Below are 21,894 nucleotides of genomic sequence, written 5' to 3' on the forward strand. Positions count from 1 at the left end.
GCGGCGCCGGACACCGCCGGCGGCGGGTGTCAGGTCGCGCTGCGTTCGCTCGCCTCGCGCAGGTCGCGCTCCACCGCCCGGTTGTGGGCGGTGTCGGGCCGGCCGGCCGTCGTGCCGGGGCGGCCCGCGCGCAGCAGTTCGCGCCAGTGCTCCCGGCTCCAGTCGGCCGGGCTGGTGGTGCTGGTGAACTCCTCGACGAGGTCGAGGAAACGGCCCGGGTCACTGTGGAAGGGGAAGTGGCCCGCGCCCTCGAAGATCTCCAGCCGGCTGCCCGGCATGGCCTGGTGGGCGCCGTACGCGTGCCGCACCGGCACCACGCTGTCCCGGTCGCCCCAGAGCAGCATCGTGGGCATGCCCTCGGTCAGATAGCAGCGGTCGAGCATGGTCACCGCCTGCCCGCGCCAGTCGACGACCGCCCGCAGGGTGCGGATGAACGCGCTGCGGGAGGTCGCGTCGGGCAGCGCGTCGACGAGGTTGAGCAACTCCGGCGCGTCCTGGCCCAGATCGGTGTCCAGTAGCCTCATCAGACGCAGGAACAGCCCGACTTGGAGCCGCATGCCGGGCAGCCGCAGCGTGGAGAGCATGAGGTGGGCGCCCGGCAGCGAGACGGCCCGCAGAACGGGGTTGACCTCGCCGCCGACACCGCCCGCGCTGACCAGGATCAGCCGTTCGGTGCGCTCCGGGAACTGGTAGGCGAACTGCATCGCGACGCCGCCGCCGAGCGAGTGCCCGACCAGGGTGGCGGACTCGATGTCGAGCGTGGTGAGCAGATCGCGGACCCCGTTGGCGTACGCGGCCACCGAGTAGTCGGCGCGCGGCTTGTCGGAGGAGCCGTGGCCGAGCAGGTCCGGCGCGATCACCGTGTGGGTGCGGGCGAGCTCGGGGATCAGGTCGGCCCAGGTCGCCGAGGAGTCGCCGATGCCGTGGATCAGGACGAGCGCGGGGCCTTCACCGGCCGCACGGTAGGCACGACGGTAGCCGTGCACGACACGGTGCTGCAGACGCAGCTCCGCGCCGCCCACCGAGCGCAGCCGCGGGTTGCGCCGCGGACGCCGAGGCGGTACGTCGACCACGGGCTCACCTCCTGTTCCGGGCCGCCGTGAAAGCGGCTTCCCCGCCGCCGAGAAGGCGCTTCCCGGCTCTTCCCACCACCCTAGGGCCCCTGTCCCACAAGGGATTTCCGTGAGGTTTCGCCTCCGCTAAGCGGGCGAACCTCCACGCATCGAAACGGCATTGTCAGTGGCGGTTGGCAAGCTGGAGGCACGTACCGCCATGTACCGCTTCGACCAGCCGACCCGGGGAGAGCCGTCCGATGCCGACCGCCGTACTGACCGACCACGAACGCGCCGCCGTGCAGGCCTATCTGCGTCTCCTTCAGACCGTACGAGCGGCGTTCGACGGTCCGCCGGACGGGCGTCGACCACCCGTGGTGCCGCCCGCCGCGCTCGCCGAGGCGGAGCGGGCGCTGGCGGCTGCCGGACTCGCGGGCAACGAGGAGGAGTTCTTCCGGCTGCTGCGCAGCTGGTGCCCAGAGCCCGGAGGCCGCCTTGCCTAGGCCGTGTCGGCCCCGGGGTGCGGGACGGTGACGGCCGTGGCCAGCAGGCCTCGTCGCACGGTCCAGCGTCCTTCGAAGGACTGTATGCGTCGCCCGTCCACCAGCGGTCCCGGCACGAGGAGTTCGGCACGCAGGCCGCCGGAGCGTGCGGGGCCGTCGTCCGCGAAGAGTTCGATGTCCGCTTCGAGGAAGTCCAGCCACTTTCCGGTGAGGGGGTACCACGCCTTGTAGACGGACTCCTTGGCGCTGAACAGCAGCCGGTCCCAGTGCACGGAGGCGTCCCGCCGCGCCAGCTCGCGCAGCCGGTCGTTCTCCGTGGACAGGGCCACGGAGGCGATGACGTCGTCGGGGAGTTCCTCGTGGGGTTCGGCGTCGATGCCCAGGGAGGCCAGATCGGTGGCGCGGACGAGGGAGGCGGCGCAGTAGCCCTCGCAGTGCGTCATGCTGCCGATCAGTCCGTCGGGCCAGACGGGCGCCCCGTGCTCGCCGCGCAGGACGGCCTGCGCGGGCACGCCGAGCTTCTCCATGGCCCGGCGGGCACAGGCGCGCACGGCGGCGAACTCACGGCGCCGCTTCTCCACGGACCGCGCCACGAGCTGCTGCTCCCCGGGGTACAGCGGCGCGCCCCAGTCCTGGTCGTCACCGTGTGCCTCCACGGTCACGACCGATTCCGGGAGCAGCTCCTCGATCACCGGTTCCGACCTCCATCGGCAGAATGTGGCGCAGGGTGTCCGGCGGGCCGGGACGGGGCCGCCACTCCCGGGGGTATCCCACCGAGACCTCTTCGAAGCGGACGCCCTCGTGGTGGGTGGTCCGCGGGATGTGCAGATGACCGTAGACCATGGCCTGGGCGCGGAAGCGGCGGTGCCAGTCGGCGGTCAGCCGGGTGCCGCACCACATGGCGAACTCGGGATAGCGCAGGACGTCGGTCGGGTGGCGGTCCAGCGGGTAGTGGTTGACCAGGACGGTGGGCAGGTCCTCGGGCAGCTCGGCGAGCCTGCGCTCGGTCTCGGCGACCCGGGCCCGGCACCAGGCCTCGCGGCTCGGGTAGGGGTCGGGGTGCAGGACGTGCTCGTCGGTGCAGATCACCCCGGTCCCCTCGGCGTACGCCATGCCCTCGTCCTTGGTCGCGCAGCCCGGCGGCAGGAACGAGTAGTCGTAGAGCAGGAAAAGCGGTGCGACGACCGCGGGGCCGCCCGGCCCGTCCCAGACGGGGTAGGGGTCCTCGGGGGTCGTGACGCCCAACTCCCGGCACATGGCGACGAGATGCTCGTAGCGGGCGACACCGCGCAGCTGCACGGTGTCCTTGGGATGGGTCCACAGCTCGTGGTTGCCGGGCGCCCAGAGGACCTTGCGGAAGCGTCCGCTGAGGGTTTCGAGGGCCCAGTGGATGTCGGCCACGGTCTCCGAGACGTCACCGGCCACCAGGAGCCAGTCGTCGTCGGTGTGCGGGCGCATCTTCTCGACCAGGGCGCGGTTCTCCGCGTACCCGATGTGCAGGTCGCTGATGGCCAGCAGGTTTCCGTGTCCGCCGGCCGTCGACCGCACCCTTGCCACCTCCGAGAAAAGGACTGGAAACACAAGAACACATTCGTCCCCGCGGGACAAGGACGGCCCGCGCGCCGGGCCTCGCGCCCCGGCGCGTCGGGCCGGATTCCGGGGTGTCGGGAAATCCGTAACACGCCCGTAGCGTCACACCGGGCTCGCGCCCCTTATGATCGCCCCAACACAACCGCCACGAACCCTTCTCGGCGTATGGCGGTTTGCTGTTCCTCCCTCTCCCCTGGCCGGGCACGGCCTGCTCCGCCGTGCCCGGAACCCTGAAAGGCGGCCTGCATGGGTTCTCGCGTACGCGTCTGGCTCAACCGCACGTACGCGGAGAACGTGTTCTTCATGGACCAGCTGCGAAGTAATCCGCAGCTCCGCCCGGTCGAGATCCATGCCACCCACGGCGATCCCGACTCCCCCGTGCTGGCCGCCGCCGACACCGCCGCCATGGAGCCGGAAGGCCTCTCCCCCGCCGCCTACGTCGAGTACGCCCTCGACCAGTGCGCGCGCCACTCCATCGACGTGTTCGTGCCGGTCCTGCAGCAGGCGGCGATCGTGGCGCACCGCGCCGAGTTCGCGGCGCTCGGTACGGCCCTGCTGGCGCCGCCCTCCGAGGCCGTGGCCGTTTTCCTGGACAAGGCCACCGCGTACCAGGCGGTGCAGGCGGTGGGCGTGCCGGTGCCGCCGTGGTGGCGGGTGCGCACCGAGGAGGAGCTCGTCGCCGCGGTCGAGACGCTGGAGGCCGAGGGTCACAAGGCCTGCTTCAAGCCGGCGGCGGGGGCGGGCGGAGTGGGCTTCCGCGTCATCACGCGCGCCCCCTTCTCGCTCGCTCACCTCAATGGATTCCCGAGCCCGTACGTGCCGCTCGACCTGGTCGTGGAGGCACTGCGGTCGGCGGACGAGCCCGTCGACTGGCTGGTCATGCCGCTTCTGGGGCAGCCGGAGGTGTCCGTCGACTGCCTCACGGCGCCGGACGGCCGGGTCCGTATGGCGGTGGGCCGCACCAAGAACGGACGGCGTCGCGGTTTCACGCTGCACCCTTCGTTCATCGAGCCCGCGCGGCTGCTCGCGGAGGCGTTCGGACTGCACTATCTGACGAACATTCAGTTCCGCATGCTCGGTGACGACCCGGTCCTCATGGACGTCAACACCCGCCCGGCGGGCGGTCTGCATCAGCTCTCGCAGTGCGGCATCAACGCCCCTTGGGCGGCGGTGCAGTTGGCGCTCGGCGAGGAGACGGGCGAGATGGTGCCGCCGCTGCTCGGGCAGGACTACACCGTGCTCGCGGGCCCCCGTCCGGTGCGTCCGGTCTCGCTGCCGCACCAGCGCACCGACGCGCCGGCGTCCACCCTGCCCGCCGTGCCCGCCCCGGCCCCCGCGACGGAGGACGCTCCGGCACCGGAGCCCGCGCCCGCCCATGCGTCCAAGGCCTCCAACGCGACCACGGCCGCCACCGCGCCCGCCTGAGCCCTACGCCCCGGCCTCCACTCCTCACCTCTCGCCTCTCACTCTTCACCTCTCGCCCCTCACCCCTCGCACTTCACCTCTCACCCTCACCACCCGCTCACCGGTCTGGACCAATTCCGCGCAACGCCTTGACAGCGGGATTGGTCCATACCAACTTGGTTGCGCACCTCTCAGCACTCCCGAAGCACTCCCGAACACCCCCATGCCTCAAGGGAGATCGCGTGCGCATCAACCTCAGAACAGACCTCAGGCGTTCCAGACATCGCGTCCTCGCGCTGCTCGGCACCGCCGCCCTGGCGCTGGCCGGGGCGGTCGCGCTGCCCACCACGGCCCAGGCGGCCAACATCCTGTCCAACCCCGGCTTCGAGTCGGGCAGCCTCTCCCCCTGGTCGTGCACCGGGAACCTCGGCTCGGTCGTCTCCAGCCCCGTGCACGGCGGCTCCAAGGCCCTTGCCGGGGCGGCGAGTTCGAGTGACAACGCCCAGTGCAGCCAGACCGTCTCGGTCCAGCCGAACACCACGTACAGCCTCTCGGGCTGGGTGCGCGGCAGTTACGTCTACCTGGGCGTGGACGGCGGTGCCTCGACCTGGACGACGTCCCCGTCGGCGTACAGCCAGCTCAGCGTCTCCTTCACGACCGGCGCCTCGCAGACCAGCGCCAAGATCTACGTCCACGGCTGGTACGCGCAGGGCACCTACTACGCCGACGACATCAGCCTGGACGGTCCGGGCGGCGGCGGAGGCGGCTCGGACACCCAGGCACCGACCGCGCCGACGAACCTGACCTCCACCGGCAAGACCTCCTCCAGCGTGTCCCTGTCGTGGGGCGCGTCGAGCGACAACGTGGGCGTCACGGCGTACGACATCTACAGCGGCTCGAACCAGGTGCTGAGTGTCTCGGGTACGAGTGCGACGGTCAGCGGTCTCTCGTCGAGCACCGCCTACACGTTCACGGTGAAGGCGCGGGACGCGGCCGGGAACACCTCCGGGGCCTCCAACTCCGTGTCCGTGACCACGGACGCGGGCGGTGGCGGCGGCACCGGCTTCAAGCAGGCGGCACCGTACCTCTACCTCGGCTGGGGCGACCCGCCGAGCGCGACCTCGGTGATGAGCTCGACCGGCGTCAAGTGGTTCACGATGGCGTTCATGCTGGACTCGGGCGGCTGCAACCCCGCCTGGGACGGCAGCAGGGCGCTCACCGGTGGCAACGACCAGACCGTCATCAACCAGATCCGCTCCGCCGGCGGTGACGTCGTCCCGTCGTTCGGCGGCTGGCAGGGCAGCAAGCTCGGGGCCAACTGCTCCTCGGCGAGCGCGCTCGCCGGTGCGCTGCAGAAGGTGATCGACGCCTATGGCCTCAAGGCGATCGACATGGACATCGAGAACACGGACGAGTTCGAGAACGAGGCCGTCCAGGCCAAGATCCTGACCGCGCTGAAGACCGTCAAGGCCAACAACCCGGGCCTCAGGACGATCGTCACCTTCGGCACCTCGACGACCGGACCGACCTACTACGGCAACCGGCTCATCGAGCAGGCGCAGTCGCTGAACGCGGGCATCGACGTCTTCACGATCATGCCGTTCGATTTCGGCGGCGGCTCCGACATGTACGGCAACACCGTCAATGCCGCCGAGGGGCTGAAGGCCAAGCTCAAGTCCACCTTCGGCTGGGACGACGCCACGGCCTACTCCCACATCGGCATCTCCGGCATGAACGGTCTGTCCGACCAGCAGGAGAACACCACCCCGGCGATCTGGACCCAGATCCGCGACTGGGCGAACTCCCACCACATCGCCCGTCTCGCCTACTGGGCGGTCAACCGTGACCGGCCCTGCCCCGGCGGGGGTGTGGTGAGCAACTGCTCCGGCATCAGCCAGAACAACTGGCAGTTCACCTCCATCACGGCCGGGTTCACCGGCTGACGCTCCCGGCGTGGGGGTATCCGGCCGTCAGACGGTCGGGTACCCCCACGTGTCGCTCCAGTCGCCGGGAGGCGCAGCAGCACTTGGGTTCCTGTTTCACGGGCCCTGCCGACTGGTGAGGGTCGGTCTTACAAGGCCTCCGCAGGCCTGACTTCCCGCCCGTCCGGCGGTAGGTCCGACACCTCGGTGGGCAAGAGTTCGACAGCGGGCGCTGGGCCGACATCGGTGCAGGCGGGGCCAGACAAGGGTGTTCGGCGGGGTCTTGTCGACGATGATCCGCTTGCCGCTGCGGGTGAGTTCGAGGTGCAGCAGCCGGTCCCACAGCGTGTGCTCCAGCTCGTCCTTGTCGAGTTCGAGGGCCCGCATGGCGTCCGCGGTGAAGTCCCGGGACAAGTGGACGTGGACGGTGCGCAGATGCATCTCGTGCGGGGCGCGGATCTGGCTGTGGCTGTTGAGCAGGACCCGCAGCAGGGTCGAACCGGAGCGCACGGACGAGAGCACGAAGACGGGCGAGTCCACCAGCCTCGGGGCGGGCGGGGCGACGTACGGCCGCCCGTCGGCGCCCTCGGGACTCTGGGGCGACGGCACCCCGTCGAGGGTTCGCCGCGGCGGGCGCACCGCCTCCGCCATCAGCCTCCCCCGGCGCTTCAGTCCCTTGCCGATCGCGGACATACGCGGGTCTCGCACCGTGACACCTCATTCTCGCCGGTCCCCGCGTCACAAGGGGGAAGGGCGAACTCCAGGTGTCGCACAGAAGAAGCGCCGTGGTCACGGCGGGCGCGAGACCCGCCGTGACCAGGCATTTTACCGTTTCCTCAATACTTCATGGGAACTGGGGTCACGCCTTCGCCACGACCAGCCGCAGCGTCTGCACCTCGAAGGGGCGCAGTGCGACAGGAACCGCGTTCCCGTCCGTGTCCACGGTCGTCAGCGGGCGCTCCAGGAGGTCGGTCACCTGGGCCCCCGCGAGCGGGAAGCCGGTGCGCAGGGTGCCGGCGCCTCGACCGCCACGGGACTCGTACAGGCGTACGACGACATCGCCCGAGGCGTCGTCGGCGAGCTTGACCGCCTCGATGGTCACGCCCTCCCCGTCCACCGAGACGACGGGCTCGGCGGGACCGGCCGAATCCGCCACCCGCAGCGGCAGGTTGAGCGCGTAGCCCTCCGCGATCGCGTCCTCGATGCTCGCCCCCGGCAGCAGCGCGTACGTGAAGCGGTGCTTGCCCTGGTCGGCCTCGGGGTCCGGCACCCGCGGGGCGCGCACCAGCGACAGCCGGACGGTCGTCGTCGTGCCGCCGTCCTCGCGGACCGTGCGGGAGACGTCGTGGCCGTATGTCGAGTCGTTGATGACCGCGACGCCGTAGCCGGGCTCGGCGATGTGCACCCAGCGGTGACCGTAGACCTCGAAGCGGGCGGACTCCCAGCTGGTGTTGGTGTGGGTGGGCCGCTGGACATGGCCGAACTGGATCTCCGCGGAGGAGTGCGGTGCCCGGATGTCCACCGGGAAGGCCGCTTTGAGGATCTTCTCCGCCTCGTGCCAGTCGATCTCGGTCTCGACGTCGATCCGGCGGCTGCCGGCCCGCACGGTGATCGTCTGCACGATCCGGGAGCCCTTGCCGAAGGCGCGCTCCACCTTCAGCGCGCCGAGCAGCGGGCCGTCCTCGACGACCGTGACGGACTCGGCGTCGAGCAGGTCCGTGTAGCGGTTCTTGTAGTGCTTGTCGATGTCCCAGGCGTCCCAGTAGTTCGGGAGGTCGCTGTGCAGACGGAGCAGGTTGCCCTTGTCGGCGAGGACCTCACGGCCGGCCGTCAGGTCGCGTACGGAGGCCAGCGTGCCGTCCTCGGCCAGTTCGACGCGGACCAGTCCGTTGTCGAGGACGCGGCCTTCGACGGTCACCGGCCGCGGGGGCTCACCCGCGTCGAGCAACGCGCTGCCGTTCGCGGGGACTTCGGCGTACATCGGGATGCCGACGGAGGTGCGGACCACCTCGGCGCGGTCGACCGGGCTGGTGTTGAACACCCGGGTCTCGCCCGTGCCCAGCGCGGCCACGGCCTCGGCCGTGATCGCCTCGACCTCCTTGGCCACCCGCGCGTACTCCGCCTCGGCCTCCCGGTGTACCCAGGCGATGGACGAGCCGGGCAGGATGTCGTGGAACTGGTGGAGCAGGACCGTCTTCCAGAGCCGGTCGAGCTTCTCGTACGGGTAGGAGTAGCCCGGCGCGTTCAGCGCGGCGGTGGTCGCCCACAACTCGGCCTCGCGCATGCGGTGTTCGCTGCGCCGGTTGCCCTGCTTGGTACGGGCCTGCGAGGTGTAGGTGGCGCGGTGCAGCTCCAGGTACAGCTCACCGGACCAGACCTGGTCCCCCGGGATCTCCTCGCGGGCGGTGGCGAAGAAGGCGTCCGGGTGCTCGACACGGACCTTCGCCGAACCCTCCAGGCTCGCCAGTCGGCGGGCGCGCTCCATCATCTCGCGGGTGGGGCCGCCACCGCCGTCACCGTGGCCGAAGGGGGCCAGGGACGTCGTACCGCGACCCTTGTCCTGGTAGTTGCGGACGGCGTGCGCCATCTCCTTGCCGGAGAACTCGACGTTGTAGGTGTCGACGGGCGGGAAGTGCGTGAAGATGCGGGTGCCGTCGAGGCCCTCCCACCAGAAGCTGTGGTGGGGCAGCTTGTTGGTCTGGTTCCAGGAGAGCTTCTGGGTCAGGAACCAGTCGTTGCCGGCGAGCTTGGCGAGCTGCGGGTAGGCCGCGTTGTAGCCGAAGGAGTCCGGCAGCCAGACGCCCTTGGTCTCGATGCCGAAGTGCTCGATGAAGAACCGCTTGCCGTGGATGAGCTGGCGGGCCAGCGCCTCGCCGCCGGGCAGGTTGCCGTCGGCCTCCACCCACATGCCGCCGACCGGCGCCCAGTTCCCGTCGGCGACGGCCTTCTTGATGCGCGCCCACACGTGCGGGTAGTTGTCGCGCACCCACTCGTACTGCTGGGCCTGGGAGCAGGCGAAGACCAGTTCCTCGTACTCCTCGGCGAGCGCGGTGACGTTCGAGAAGGTGCGGGAGGTCTTGCGCTTGGTCTCGCGGATCGGCCACAGCCAGGCGGAGTCGATGTGCGCGTGACCGGCGGCGGAGAGGGTGTGGGCGCTGGCGTGCGCGGGCTTGGCCAGGGTGGGGGCCAGCGCCGCGCGGGCGGCGGCGGCCGTCCCGGAGATGTCGTCCAGGTCGAGGGCGTCCATCGCCTGGTCCAGCGCGATCATGATCTCGTGGCGGCGCGGGTCGAGCTCGCCCAGCTCCAGCATGAGTTCGCGCAGCACCTGGACGTCGAGGTCGAGGTGCCAGACGTTCTCGTCGAGGACGGCGATGTCGGCGCGCTTGAAGGTGTAGAGCGGCTTGTCACCGGCCGTGAGGCGGTCGCCGAGCGGGGTCGGGCCCGCGAAGTCGTTCGCCAGGATGTCGGGGTTGGAGGCCGCCTCGACCAGGTAGTGGATCTCCTCGCCGCCCGTGGCCGGGTGGGCGATCGGCACGTACTGGTTCTGCGGGTTGACCGCCTTCAGCGGGACCCCGTCCGGCAGGTGGACGAGCGCCTCGGCCTGGTTGCCGGGCCAGTCGCCCACGAAGCCGAGGTCGAAGACGGCCTCGACGCGCTTGCCCGCCCAGTCCGCGGGAACCGAGCCGCGCATCCGGAACCAGGTGGTGCCCCACGGCGGCCCCCAGGGGGTGTCCATCGTGAAGGGCTTGTACGGCGCCGCGGCGGCCTCCTCGAAGGGGACCGGCTCGCCGGGCGCCTGCCAGGCCTCGACCTCGAAGGGCACCGAGGCGGCGTAGATCGCGGGCTTGATGCGCTGGTCGTGGACGCGTGCGACGCGCTCCTCGATCCGGCGGCGTTCGTCGTGCATGTGAGGTCTCCAGGAGCCAAGAAGCCAAGAAAGGGGGAAAGCGCTTACTTAAGGTACGCCAGGCCGGGATGGACCGACGCGTACCCCTCGACCAGACGACGGGCCACGTTCACGGAGTCGACGAGCGGGTGCAGGGCGAAGGCCTTCACGGCGGTCGCGCGCGAGCCGGACTCGGCCGCGGACAGGACCTCGCGCTCCACCGCCTTGACCGCGCAGACCAGTCCACTGGCGTGGTCGGGCAGCGGGTCGACGGCGACCGGGTGGGCGCCGTTGGCGTCGACGAGGCAGGGCACCTCGATGACGGCCTCCGTGTCGAGCACGCCCAGCGTGCCACGGTTGCGGACGTTGAGGATGAGCGTGGTGCGCTCGTCGCGGGCGATGGCCCGCATCAGGGCGAGTGCCACCTTCTCGTAGCCGCCGGAGAGGTCGTCGGCGTCGCGTTCGCCCGCGCCCGCCGCGTCCCGGTTCTCCGCCATGTAGGTGGCCTCGCGCTCGGCCCGCGTACGGTCCCAGGCGGTCAGCGCGTCGGCGTCCGGGCGCTTCATCTCGGCGTAGAACTGTTCCTGCTGGTCGCGCAGGAACGCGCCGCGGGTCTTCTCCGCCTGCTGGTAGGCCCGGACGGCCTCCCGGTTGAAGTAGTAGTAGTGCAGGTATTCGTTCGGGACGGCGCCCAGGGACTGCAGCCACTCCACGCCGAAGAGCTTGCCCTCCTCGAAGGAGCCGAGCAGCTCGGGGTCGGCGAGCAGCCTCGGCAGTTCGTCGCGGCCCGCGACGCGCAGCCCGCGCACCCAGCCGAGGTGGTTGAGGCCTACGTAGTCGATCCAGGCCTCGCGGGGGTTGGCGCCCAGGACGGTGGCGATGCGGCGGCCGAGGCCGACCGGCGAGTCGCAGATGCCGATGACGCGGTCGCCGAGGTGGCGGGACATGGCCTCGGTGACCAGTCCGGCCGGGTTGGTGAAGTTGATGACCCAGGCGTCGGGGGCGAGCCGGGCCACCCGCTGGGCGATGTCGACGGCCACGGGAACCGTGCGCAGGCCGTACGCGATGCCGCCAGCGCCGACCGTCTCCTGGCCGAGGACGCCCTCCGCGAGTGCCACCCGTTCGTCGTCGGCACGTCCCGCGAGGCCGCCGACGCGGATCGCGGAGAAGATGAAGTCGGCGCCGCGCAGGGCGTCGTCGAGGTCGGTGGTGAAGGACACCTCGGGGGCGTCCGGCAGGTCCTTCGCCTGCTCGGCCAGCACCCGGGCGACGGCCGTGAGCCGCCCGGCGTCCACGTCGTGCAGCACGACATGGGTGACGCGGCCCTCGGCGCGGTCCCCGAGGAGTGCCCCGTACACGAGCGGCACCCGGAATCCGCCGCCACCCAGAATCGTCAGCTTCACGCCGTTTCCGCCTTTCCTGTCACGACCACTTGCACGCCCGCTTCTTCCAACGACGACCGCGTCGCCGGGTCCAGCGGGTCGTTCGTCACCACCACGTCCAGCTCCTCGGGGCCGCAGACCCGCGCCATCCCCGTACCCGGGAACTTCGCGCGGTCGGCGAGCAGGACGACCTTGTCGCCCGCCTCGATCATGGCCCGCTTGACCGGCACCTCGACGACGGTGGTGTCCATCACCTGCCCGCCGGGCCGTACCCCGCTGGTACCGAGGAACAGCCAGTCGGCGTGCAGTTGTCGCAGGTTGTCCTCGGTGAGGAAGCCGACCAGGGAGCGGTACTCACGGCGGACCATTCCGCCGAGCAGCACCAGCTCTATGTCCTCGTCGTCCACCAGCTCCTCGTAGACCACCAGGTTGCTGGTGATCACGGTGATCCGGCGGCCGTGCAGCTGCCGGGCCAGCCGGTAGGCGGTGGTACCGATGTCCAGCAGGACGGACTGGCCGTCCTGGACCATCGAGGCGGCGCGCGCCGCGATGACGTCCTTCTCGGCCACACGGACCTCGGCGACCTCGGCGAAGGGCTGGTCGCCCTCCTCCACGACCGCCCCGCCGTGCACCCGCGTGAGCAGGCCTTCCTCCTCCAGTTTCAGCAGGTCACGGCGGACCGTGGCGGGGCTCACGCCCAGCTGTTCGGAGAGATCGGTCACGGCTGCGGGCCCGCCGGAGCGCAGGGCCCGCAGGATGAGTTGATGTCGTCGCTCTGCCAGCACCCTGTGAACAGTACTCGTCATTCCCAATCATTTCTATGCTCAGTTCTGCTCGACTCTTGCCAAATTGGCCAGAGGCGCGCACGATCCTGTGCACCGCTTGCAGAGTTTTGACGAGAGGATGCGCTCGTGGGTGACGAACGGCCCGATGTGCTGCTGACCGGGCTGCTCTTCTACGACCTCGTCCTCACCGGACTGGGGAAGCCGCCGACGGCCGGCGAGGAGATCTGGACCGAGGGCATGGGCGTGAGCCCCGGTGGCATCGCCAACCTGGCGGTCGCGGCCTCGCGCTTCGGTCTGCGCACCTCCCTGGCCACGGTCTTCGGCGACGACTACTACGGCGCGTACTGCCGTGAGGTCCTCGCCGACCAGGAGGGCATCGACCTCTCCCTGTCCCGCACCGCGGACGGCTGGCACACTCCCGTCACCGTCTCGCTGGCCCACGGCAACGACCGGGCCCTGGTCACCCACGGCCAGGAACCGCCGTACTCGCAGGACGAGCTGATGGGCGACCCGCCCGAGGCGCGCACCGCCCTCGTGCACATCGAGGCCGAGCCGCGCGCCTGGCTCGCCAAGGCCGCCGCGGCCGGCACGCAGATCTACGCGGACGTCGGCTGGGACCCCACACAACAGTGGTCCCGCGACCTCCTCGACCAGCTCTCCCTGTGCCACGCCTTCCTCCCGAACGAGACGGAGGCGATGGCGTACACGCGCACCGAAAACGCGGTCGCGGCTCTGGGCGCACTGACCGAGCTGGTGCCGGTCGCCGTGGTCACCCGGGGCGGCGACGGCGCGGTCGCGGTGGACCAGACGACGGGCGAGTACGCGGAGGTGCCCGCCCTCCCCGTCGACGTCCTGGACGCGACGGGTGCCGGAGACGTCTTCGGCGCGAGCTTCGTCGCCGCCTCGCTCGGCGGCTGGCCGCTGGAGGAACGGCTGCGCTTCGCGGTACTGACCGCGGGCCTGTCCGTACAGCGGCACGGCGGTGCGCTCGCCGCGCCCGGCTGGTACGGCGTCCACCGCTGGTGGCAGTCGCTCGAAGACCGTGAACTGCGGCGTGCGTACGGCTTCCTGGCCGATCGCCTCCCTGCGGACCCGGGCCCGCCCGTCCGCCCCGCCCCCGTGACCCCGCCCGACGCCACACGTCGGCCGGGCGCACCCCGATGACCCCACGCGCAACACCCCGCAAGTCCCCCCGCATGACACGCACGACCCCACGCATCACAACGCGAAACACCCCTCGCACGACACCTTGCAAGACCCCACGTAACACCCCACGTACGCGAAGACCGAAGAGAACCGAAAGGCGGTGGGAGCTGTGCGGCTCTCACGAAGGGGCCTGCTGCGCGCCGGCCTGGCCGGTACGGCCGCCACGGCGCTGGGCGGCCTGGCAACCGGCTGCGGCGTTCCGACCGGCTCGACCGGGCGCAACATGGTCCTGTGGTACTGGAGCGGCGGGCTGAGCCCGAAGGTCGTCCAGGATGCCAAGACCCGCTACGACAGCGCGGTGAACCTGCAGGCCATCCAGATCGGCGGCTACTACCGCTCGAAGCTGATGACCACGATGACCGGACGGGCCCACATCCCGGACATCGCCGGGCTCAAGGGCGAGGACATGGCCTCGTATCTGCCCAACTCCGACCAGTTCGTGGACCTGCGCACGCTCGGAGCCGAGAAGCTCAAGGACCGGTACCTGCCCTGGAAGTGGGACCAGGGCATCGCTCCGGACGGTTCGATGGTGGGCTTCCCGATCGACTGCGGTCCGGTCGCGCACTACTACCAGCCCGCCGTCTTCCAGAAGGCCGGACTGGCGTACGAGCCCGAGGACGTCTCCAGGGAACTGGCCACCTGGGACCAGTTCTTCGCGGCCGGCGAGCAGCTGAAGAAGCGCCTCCCCGGCACGTTCATCCTGACCGACGCCCTCGGCGTCTTCGGCATCTCGGTCAACCAGACGACCAAGCGGTTCGTCGACAAGGACCGGCACTTCATCGGCGACCAGGAGCATGTACGCACCGCCTGGGACCGTTCCGTCGAGGCCACCCGTCGCGGACTGGTCTCGAAGATCATCAACGGTACGGCCGACAACACCTCGGCCACCGAGCGGGGTCTGCTGCCCAGCCAGCTGAACGCCTCCTGGGCGGCCGGCGACATCAAGCTCAACGTGCCGAAGACCAAGGGCAAGTGGCGGGTGGCCGCGTGTCCGGGCGGTCCCTCGAACATCGGCGGCTCGTTCCTCGCGATCACCAAGGCGTGCCGGGAGCCCGAGAAGGCCTTCGAGATGATCACCTGGATGCTCGACGCGAGCAACCAGGCCCAGGGCTTCGCCGACTCGGTGCTCTTCCCCTCGACCCCGGCGTCCTACGGGATGAAGAAGCTGCGTGAACCCGACGCCTTCTTCGGCGACCAGGTCACCATGGACGTCTTCGGTCCGGCGGCGCAGCAGATCCCGGTCGCCTTCAACAGTCCGTACGACATCGCGCTGAGCACCCCGATCAACGACGAGCTGCGGAACTTCTCCGTCCTCGGCAAGGACGAGAAGCAGGCCTGGAGGGACGCCATGAGCAAGTGCCGGCGCATCGCGGACCACCTGGGGGTGAGTTACTGATGGCTACCGCACCCGTGGTCGACACGCCCCGCGCGGCCCTCGCCGAGACCCCCGTCACCCACCCCAAGAAGGGCATCCTCAGCTACTGGCGGCTGTACGCCGCGATCTCCCCCTTCTATCTGCTGTTCCTCGCCTTCGGTCTGATACCGGTCGGCTTCTCTCTCTATCTGTCGTTCCACCGCTGGGACGGCCTCGGCTCGATGGAGTTCGCGGGGCTCTCGCAGTACCGCTATCTGCTGTCGGACACCCAGTTCTGGACCTCGATCGGGAACACGATCATCATCTGGGCGCTGGCCACCTTCCCGATGATCTTCCTGGCGATGGTCACGGCCGTGATGCTCAACTCGGCCGTCCGCTTCAAGAACCTCTACCGCTTCGCCTACTTCCTGCCGAACGTCACCTCGATCGTCGCGGTCGCGATCATCTTCGGCTCGGTCTTCTCCACCAACTTCGGCCTGGTCAACGCGTTCTTGCAGGCGATCGGCCTGGACCAGGTGGCCTGGCTGAACACACCGTGGGGCATCAAGGTCGCCATCGCCACGCTGATGACCTGGCAGTGGACCGGCTACAACGCGATCATCTTCCTCGCGGGGCTCCAGACGATCCCGGGCGAGCTGTACGAGGCGGCGCGGATGGACGGCGCCGGGCCCATCCAGACCTTCTTCCGGATCACGCTGCCGCTGATGCGTCCGGTGCTGCTGTTCGTGCTCATCATCTCGACGGTCACGGGCCTGCAGACGTTCTCCGAACCGCAGGTGCTGCTGCAGACCACGGACAACAACTCGTCGTTCGCGGGCGGCCCCGGCCACTCCGGCCAGACCATGGTCCTCTACTTCTTCCAGCAGACCTTCGACAACAACGACTTCGGTTACGGCGCCGCCGTGGCCTGGGGCATCTTCCTCGTCGTCATCATCTTCTCGATCATCAACTGGCGCCTGGTGCAGCGCCGGGGCGAAGACTAGGGAGGCCCCACCATGGCAATCCTCAAGGGTTCAACGGCCTCCATGAAGGGGGCGGGGCGCAGGTCGACCATCAAGGGGTCACAGCGCCGGGGCATCGCCCTCCACCTCTCCCTGATCGTCGGTCTGCTGCTCTCGGTCTTCCCGTTCTACTGGGCCGTGATCATGTCGACGCACTCGTCGACGGAGATCTTCTCCTACCCGCCGAAGCTGCTGCCCGGTACGCACTTCCTCGAGAACGTCCGCAACCTCTTCGACAACGTCGACTTCTTCGGGTCGATGTTCAACTCGCTGCTGGTCGCGTGCTCGGTGACCATCCTGGTCCTGTTCTTCGACTCGCTGGCCGCGTTCGTGTTCGCCAAGTTCCAGTTCCCGGGCCGCCGGGTGCTGTTCGCGCTGATGATGGTGATCTTCATGGTCCCGGCGCAGCTCCAGGCGATCCCGCAGTTCGTGATCATGGCGAAGCTGGGCTGGATCGGCTCGATGACCGCGCTGATCGTCCCGGCGGCGGCCAACGCGTTCGGCATCTTCTGGATGCGCCAGTACATGAAGAGCGCGATCCACGACGAGCTGATCGACGCCTCGAAGCTGGACGGGGCGGGCTTCCTGCGCCAGTACTGGCACGTGGCGCTCCCGGTGGTCCGGCCGGGCCTCGCCTTCCTCGGCATCTTCACCTTCATGGGCCAGTGGAACGACTACGCCTGGCCGCTGATCGCCCTCACCAACCCGGACAACGTGACCCTCCAGGTCGCGCTCTCCCAGCTGAACGGTGTCCACGGCACCACCAACTACGGAATGGTCATGACCGGCGCACTTCTCGCCCTCATCCCGCTGCTGATCGTCTTCGCGATCGGCGCCAAGCAGATCATCGCGGATCTCGGCAAGGGGGCCATCCGCTGATGACGGACCCGCTGCTCGCGCTCCGCCCCTGGGAGTCACCTGAGGTGACCTCCTGGGGGCGGTTGCCCATGAACGCCGTCGACCGCCGGGCCGGTGCCCTCTCGCTGGACGGCTCCTGGCGCTTCCAACTGCTGCCCACGCCCACCTCGGCCCCCGGTCTCGCCTGGTCCTCGCTCCAGGTGCCCGGCTCCTGGACCACCCAGGACACCGACGACCTGCCGCAGTACACCAACTTCAGGATGCCCTGGGGCGAGTTCCCGCCCACCTCGCCGGACGCGAATCCGACGGGCGTGTACGAGCGTGAGGTGGACGTCCCCGCCGAGTGGGCCGGCCGCCGGATCGTGCTCCAGGTCGGCGCCGCCGAGAGCGTGCTGCTGGTCCATGTGGACGGGCGGCCGGTCGGCGTGTCCAAGGACTCGCACCTCGCGGCCGAGTTCGACCTCTCCGACGTCGTACGGCCCGGAGAGCGCGCCTCGCTGCGGCTCACCGTCGTCAAGTGGTCGGACGCCTCGCACCTCGAGGACCAGGACCAGTGGTGGCACGCCGGGATCACCCGCTCGGTACTGCTGTACGCGACCGATCCGCTGCGGCTGGCCGACGTGACCGTACGGGCCCGGTGCGACGGCGGGCTGCGGGTCGACTGCCAGGTGCGGGACGCCGGGGGCGCGCTGCCGGAGGGCTGGTACGTCACCGGGGAGCTGGACGGCCACCTGCTCACCCAGGACGCCGAGTACGAGCGGTTCAAGGAGGAGGACGGCCGGGTCTCCGACTTCCTCGGCGAGGCACGGCTCACCACGGTCGTCGAGGGCGTCCGCGCCTGGACCGCGGAGACGCCCGAGCTGTACGACCTGACCGTACGGCTGCACCGCGCCGACGGCTCGGTCGCCGACACCTCGCACCACCGCGTGGGCTTCCGCGAGGTCGAGATCCGCGGCCGGGACCTGCTCCTCAACGGCGAGCGGGTCTACATCCGGGGCGTCAACCGGCACGACTTCCACCCGCTGACGGGCCGGACGGTGTCGTACGACGACATGCGCGCGGATCTGGTGACGCTGAAGCGCTTCGGGTTCAACGCGATCCGTGCCGCCCACTACCCCAATGACCCCTCCCTGCTCGACCTCGCGGACGAGCTGGGCCTGTACGTCGTGGACGAGGCGAACATCGAGGCGCACGACCACGCGCACGAGATCGCCGACGACCCCCGCTACCTCGGCGCCTTCGTGGACCGCGTCTCCCGTATGGTCCTGCGCGACAAGAACCACCCCTCGGTGATCATCTGGTCGCTGGGCAACGAGTCCGACTACGGCGCCAACCACGACGCCGCCGCGGGCTGGGTGCGCCGCCACGACCCGAGCCGGCCCCTCCAGTACGAGGGCGCGGCCAAGCTCGGCTGGGCCGATCCGAAGGTCGCCTCCGACATCGCCTGTCCTATGTACGCGCCGATTGAGGACTGTGTCGCGCACGCCCTCTCCGGGGAGCAGACCAAGCCGCTCATCCAGTGCGAGTACTCGCACGCCATGGGCAACAGCAACGGCACGCTGGCCGACCACTGGGCCGCCATCGAGTCAACCCCAGGGCTTCAGGGCGGTTTCATCTGGGAGTTCTGGGACCACGGCATTCTTCAACGCGTGAACGACGGAAGACCGGCCGGGCGCGGTGGCGCCGGGCTGTATGACAACGGTGTCGCCGCGCCGGGCCACCGCTGGGCCTACGGCGGCGACTTCGGCGAGACGATCCACGACGGCGCCTTCATCGCCGACGGGGTCGTCTTCCCCGACCGCACGCCCAAGCCGGTGATGTACGAGCACCGGGAGATCGCGGCGCCGGTACGCCTCGCGTACAGCGGGGGCGAGCTGCGGCTCACCAACCACCAGCACTTCCGGGGCCTTGAGTGGCTGACCGCCGAGTGGGAGCTGTCGCTCGCTGAGGGCGGCACGCTGACGGCTCCGGCCGAGCTGCCCGACGTACGGGCGGGCGCATCGGTGGCCGTGCCGATGCCGTTCACGCTGCCGGAGGACGGCGGCGAGGCCTGGCTGACGCTGCGGGTGACCACCGCGGACGAGGAGGCGTGGGCACCGCGCGGCACGGAGGTGTGTGTGCCGCAGGTACGGCTCAGGGCGGCCACCCCCGTGGGTCCGGTCGCGCTGCCGGACTCCCCCGTCGAGGTCGACGAGGACGGGCTGCTGGTCCATCCGCTGCTCACCGCGGCCCCTGTGCTGTCGCTGTGGCGGACACCCACCGACAACGACGAGCTCGGCGGCATGGCGGTGCGCTGGCGGGCCTGGGGGCTCGACGCGCTGGAGCGCAAGCTCGTCGATGTACGCAGCGAGGGCGGAAGCGTCACGGTGGTCGCCGAGTACGCGACCCTGGCGGGCGCCGTTCGTCACGAGCAGGTGTTCACCCGTGTCGAGGGCGGGGTGCTGATCGAGGAGACGGCGCAGCTGCCGGCCGCGCTCGACGACGTGCCGCGGGTGGGTTCGGTCTTCGAGACGGTCGCCGGGCTCGATGTCCTGGAGTGGTACGGGCAGGGCCCCTGGGAGTCCTACCCGGACCGGAGCGCAGGCGCGCCGGTGGGCCACCACTTGCTCCCCGTGGACGAGTTGTTCACCCCCTATCTGCGTCCGCAGGATAGCGGCGGGCGGCACGGTGTACGCCGCTTCACGCTCTCGGCGCCCGACGCCACGGGCTTCGCGGTCGCGCTCGACGAACCGCGCCAGGTGACCGTGACCCGCTACCAGGCGGCGGACCTGGCGGCCGCCACCCATCACGACGAGTTGGTACCGCGGCCCGGCTGCGTGGTGCACCTCGACGCCACGCACCGGGGGGTGGGCACGGCCTCGTGCGGGTCCGACACCTCGGCCGGCTGTCTCGTCCCGGCCGGCACCCACCGCTGGTCCTGGACGCTGCGCGTGCTCTGACCCGCGCGCGGCGCGCCGCGTGTCCCACCGGCTCGACCCGTTCGACCCGACTCGACGCTCGACCTGACTCGAACTCCTCACTGACCCTTTCGCACCTTCATGGAGCAGACGTGTGTACTTCGCATGACCAGGCGACGGAGGCCGAGCAGGCCGGCGCCGGCAGACGCAACTTTCTGCGGGCCACGGCCCTGATCGGCGCGGCGGCCACCACCTCGGTCGCCCTGCCCGCGGTGACGGCACAGGCGGCGACGCGTGAGGCGAACTGGCGGCCCGACGCCGACAGCCGCCGCTTCACGCTCGCCGTCATGCCCGACACGCAGTACCTCTTCGACGGGCCGAGCATCAACCCCGCGCCGATCGAGGCCTCGCTGCGCTATCTCCTGGAGCACGGCAAGGACGAGAACATCGTCTTCCTCTCGCACCTGGGCGACCTCACCGAGAACGGGGCGCAGCCCGAATTCGCCGCCGCGGGCAAGGCGTTCGAGCTGCTCGACCGGCGCGGCGTCGGCTACAGCGTGCTCGCGGGCAACCACGACATCAGGTCGTCCACGAACGACCAGCGGGGCGCGACCCCCTACCTGGACGTCTTCGGCCCGAAGCGCTTCCAGGGCAAGCGCACGTTCGGCGGCGCCTCGCCGGACGGCTACAACACCTTCCACCTGTTCCGGGCGGCGGGCATGGAGTGGCTCGTCCTCGCCCTGGACTGGCGGCTGTCGGCGCAGGGTTACGCGTGGGCGAAGGACGTCATCGCCCAGCACCCGAAGACGCCGGTCATCCTCACCACGCACGAGCTGGTCGTGGACGACGACACCCTGTCCTCGTACGGGCAGCAGCTCTGGGACCAGCTGATCCACGACCACGACCAGATCTTCCTGACCCTGAACGGGCACTACTGGCCCGCCGCCCGCGCCACCCGCACCAATGCGGCCGGGCACGACGTCCACCTCCATCTGACGAACTATCAGAACCGTTACTACGGCGGCGCGGCGATGATCCGCCTCTACCGCTTCGACCTCGACCGCAACACCATCGACGTCGAGACCATCTCTCCGTGGATCCTGGGCCGGGCGGCCAAGGGGCTCAACGAGCTGGAGCGGCAGGAGATCGAACTCAGCGGCGACGCCGACCGGTTCTCGGTCGCCGTCGACTTCGAGGACCGCTTCGCAGGCTTCGCGCCGCTGCCCGTCCGCTCGTCGCGCCCGGTGTCCGAGATGCTGGTCCGGGGCACGGTCGCGTACTGGCGCTTCGACGGGCACGCGGACGGTACGGCGGCCGAGGGCACGGTCCGCGACCAGTCCGGACACGGCAACGACCTGACCGTGGTCAAGGTCGGTGACAGCGCCCTCACCTGGTCCTCGGCCCACCACCCCGACCAGCCGGGCCACGGCAGCCTCTTCTTCCAGGGCGGCAAGCCCCCGCTGAAGGGCGCGTATCTGCGCACGGTCGACGGGGCACCCCTCAACTCAGCGACCTTCAAGCGCGGTTACACCATCGAGGCCTTCTACCAGCTCCCCGCCGACTGGGACGCCTCGCACAACGCCTGGGCCTCGCTGATCAGCCGTACCGGCACGGGTGGTGGCGCGGGCAAGACCGCCGACGACCCGGACGAGCCGCTCGCCACACTCTCCCTGTCCGACGGGCCCGGCCCGCAGTGGGCCGTCCGGCCGCTCAACCAGCAGGGAATCGTCACCAACTGGGGCGACGAGACGGCCCGCGAGCAGTGGTGGCACGTCGCCGTCGTCAACGACGGCTCGCACACCACGATGTACGTCCAGGGCTGCCCGGTCGCCCGCAACCCGCACACCGTCGCCGTCGGCCTCACCTCGCTCGGGCTGCCCTGGCTGCTCGGCGGCTACGAGTACGCGGGCAAGATCGACCAGATCCTGCACGGACGGCTCGGCGACGTACGCGTCGTCGAACGGGCGCTGTCCGTCTCGCAGTTCATGAACCACTGAGCCGTCTCGGCCACCGGTGACCCCGAAGACCTTCTG

At 70.2% G+C, this 21,894-nt stretch carries 16 protein-coding genes; 9 read left to right on the forward strand and 7 right to left on the reverse strand.

Annotated features, from left to right (window positions below):
• Positions 1-29: 29 nt before the first annotated feature.
• On the reverse strand, positions 30-1,073 hold the full coding sequence (locus ACFVWD_RS08045; RefSeq protein ID WP_389594482.1) for an alpha/beta fold hydrolase: 1,044 nt from the start codon (positions 1,071-1,073) through the stop codon (positions 30-32).
• Positions 1,074-1,312: 239 nt separating this feature from the next.
• On the opposite strand from ACFVWD_RS08045, the gene ACFVWD_RS08050 reads away from it, so the two are divergent.
• Positions 1,313-1,555, forward strand: coding sequence for a hypothetical protein (locus ACFVWD_RS08050; protein WP_389594483.1), 243 nt, complete (start codon positions 1,313-1,315; stop codon positions 1,553-1,555).
• Here ACFVWD_RS08050 and ACFVWD_RS08055 read toward each other — a convergent pair.
• Positions 1,552-2,247, reverse strand: a complete 696-nt coding sequence (locus tag ACFVWD_RS08055) for a 4'-phosphopantetheinyl transferase (protein ID WP_389594484.1) — start codon at positions 2,245-2,247, stop codon at positions 1,552-1,554. The genes ACFVWD_RS08050 and ACFVWD_RS08055 overlap by 4 nt on opposite strands.
• Positions 2,195-3,103 carry a metallophosphoesterase family protein gene (locus ACFVWD_RS08060; RefSeq protein WP_389594485.1) on the reverse strand — a complete coding sequence of 303 codons (909 nt, stop codon included), beginning with the start codon at positions 3,101-3,103 and terminating at the stop codon, positions 2,195-2,197. Before ACFVWD_RS08060 ends, ACFVWD_RS08055 begins: the two co-directional genes overlap by 53 nt.
• 288 nt (positions 3,104-3,391) lie before the next feature.
• Here ACFVWD_RS08060 and ACFVWD_RS08065 point away from each other — a divergent pair, with 288 nt between their 5' ends.
• Both ACFVWD_RS08065 and ACFVWD_RS08070 read left to right on the forward strand, forming a co-directional pair.
• Positions 3,392-4,570 (forward strand): ATP-grasp domain-containing protein, encoded by a 1,179-nt coding sequence (locus tag ACFVWD_RS08065; protein WP_389594486.1) that lies wholly within the window; start codon positions 3,392-3,394, stop codon positions 4,568-4,570.
• 221 nt (positions 4,571-4,791) lie between these two features.
• Positions 4,792-6,492, forward strand: a complete 1,701-nt coding sequence (locus tag ACFVWD_RS08070) for a carbohydrate binding domain-containing protein (RefSeq protein WP_389594487.1) — start codon at positions 4,792-4,794, stop codon at positions 6,490-6,492.
• 96 nt (positions 6,493-6,588) lie between these two features.
• Here the strand turns inward: ACFVWD_RS08070 and ACFVWD_RS08075 are convergent, their stop codons facing one another.
• The 4 genes from ACFVWD_RS08075 to ACFVWD_RS08090 form a co-directional block, all read right to left on the reverse strand.
• A complete protein-coding gene (locus tag ACFVWD_RS08075; protein ID WP_389594488.1) occupies positions 6,589-7,179 on the reverse strand; it encodes a sulfotransferase in 591 nt (196 codons plus the stop codon).
• A gap of 151 nt (positions 7,180-7,330) precedes the next feature.
• The gene (locus ACFVWD_RS08080) at positions 7,331-10,378 is read right to left on the reverse strand and encodes an alpha-mannosidase (protein ID WP_389594489.1); all 3,048 of its coding nucleotides are present in this window, start codon (positions 10,376-10,378) and stop codon (positions 7,331-7,333) included.
• A 44-nt stretch (positions 10,379-10,422) separates the two neighbouring features.
• The gene (locus ACFVWD_RS08085; protein WP_389594490.1) at positions 10,423-11,760 is read right to left on the reverse strand and encodes a 6-phospho-beta-glucosidase; all 1,338 of its coding nucleotides are present in this window, start codon (positions 11,758-11,760) and stop codon (positions 10,423-10,425) included.
• Positions 11,757-12,524, reverse strand: coding sequence for a DeoR/GlpR family DNA-binding transcription regulator (locus ACFVWD_RS08090; RefSeq protein ID WP_101402039.1), 768 nt, complete (start codon positions 12,522-12,524; stop codon positions 11,757-11,759). Before ACFVWD_RS08090 ends, ACFVWD_RS08085 begins: the two co-directional genes overlap by 4 nt.
• Before the next feature lie 126 nt (positions 12,525-12,650).
• On the opposite strand from ACFVWD_RS08090, the gene ACFVWD_RS08095 reads away from it, so the two are divergent.
• The 6 genes from ACFVWD_RS08095 (at position 12,651) to ACFVWD_RS08120 (ending at position 21,858) form a co-directional block, all read left to right on the forward strand.
• On the forward strand, positions 12,651-13,688 hold the full coding sequence (locus tag ACFVWD_RS08095; RefSeq protein WP_389594491.1) for a carbohydrate kinase family protein: 1,038 nt from the start codon (positions 12,651-12,653) through the stop codon (positions 13,686-13,688).
• A gap of 151 nt (positions 13,689-13,839) precedes the next feature.
• Complete coding sequence (locus tag ACFVWD_RS08100; RefSeq protein ID WP_389594492.1) at positions 13,840-15,126, forward strand: ABC transporter substrate-binding protein; 1,287 nt, start codon at positions 13,840-13,842, stop codon at positions 15,124-15,126.
• The gene (locus ACFVWD_RS08105; protein ID WP_101402036.1) at positions 15,126-16,088 is read left to right on the forward strand and encodes a carbohydrate ABC transporter permease; all 963 of its coding nucleotides are present in this window, start codon (positions 15,126-15,128) and stop codon (positions 16,086-16,088) included. The genes ACFVWD_RS08100 and ACFVWD_RS08105 overlap by 1 nt, the downstream gene beginning before the upstream one ends.
• Before the next feature lie 42 nt (positions 16,089-16,130).
• Positions 16,131-16,985, forward strand: a complete 855-nt coding sequence (locus ACFVWD_RS08110) for a carbohydrate ABC transporter permease (protein ID WP_389594542.1) — start codon at positions 16,131-16,133, stop codon at positions 16,983-16,985.
• A complete protein-coding gene (locus ACFVWD_RS08115; RefSeq protein ID WP_389594493.1) occupies positions 16,985-19,903 on the forward strand; it encodes a glycoside hydrolase family 2 TIM barrel-domain containing protein in 2,919 nt (972 codons plus the stop codon). The genes ACFVWD_RS08110 and ACFVWD_RS08115 overlap by 1 nt, the downstream gene beginning before the upstream one ends.
• Positions 19,904-20,013: 110 nt before the next feature.
• Positions 20,014-21,858 carry a LamG-like jellyroll fold domain-containing protein gene (locus ACFVWD_RS08120; protein ID WP_389594494.1) on the forward strand — a complete coding sequence of 615 codons (1,845 nt, stop codon included), beginning with the start codon at positions 20,014-20,016 and terminating at the stop codon, positions 21,856-21,858.
• Positions 21,859-21,894: the final 36 nt, after the last annotated feature.

This window comes from Streptomyces sp. NPDC058086, assembly GCF_042885015.1.
Lineage (GTDB): Bacteria > Actinomycetota > Actinomycetes > Streptomycetales > Streptomycetaceae > Streptomyces.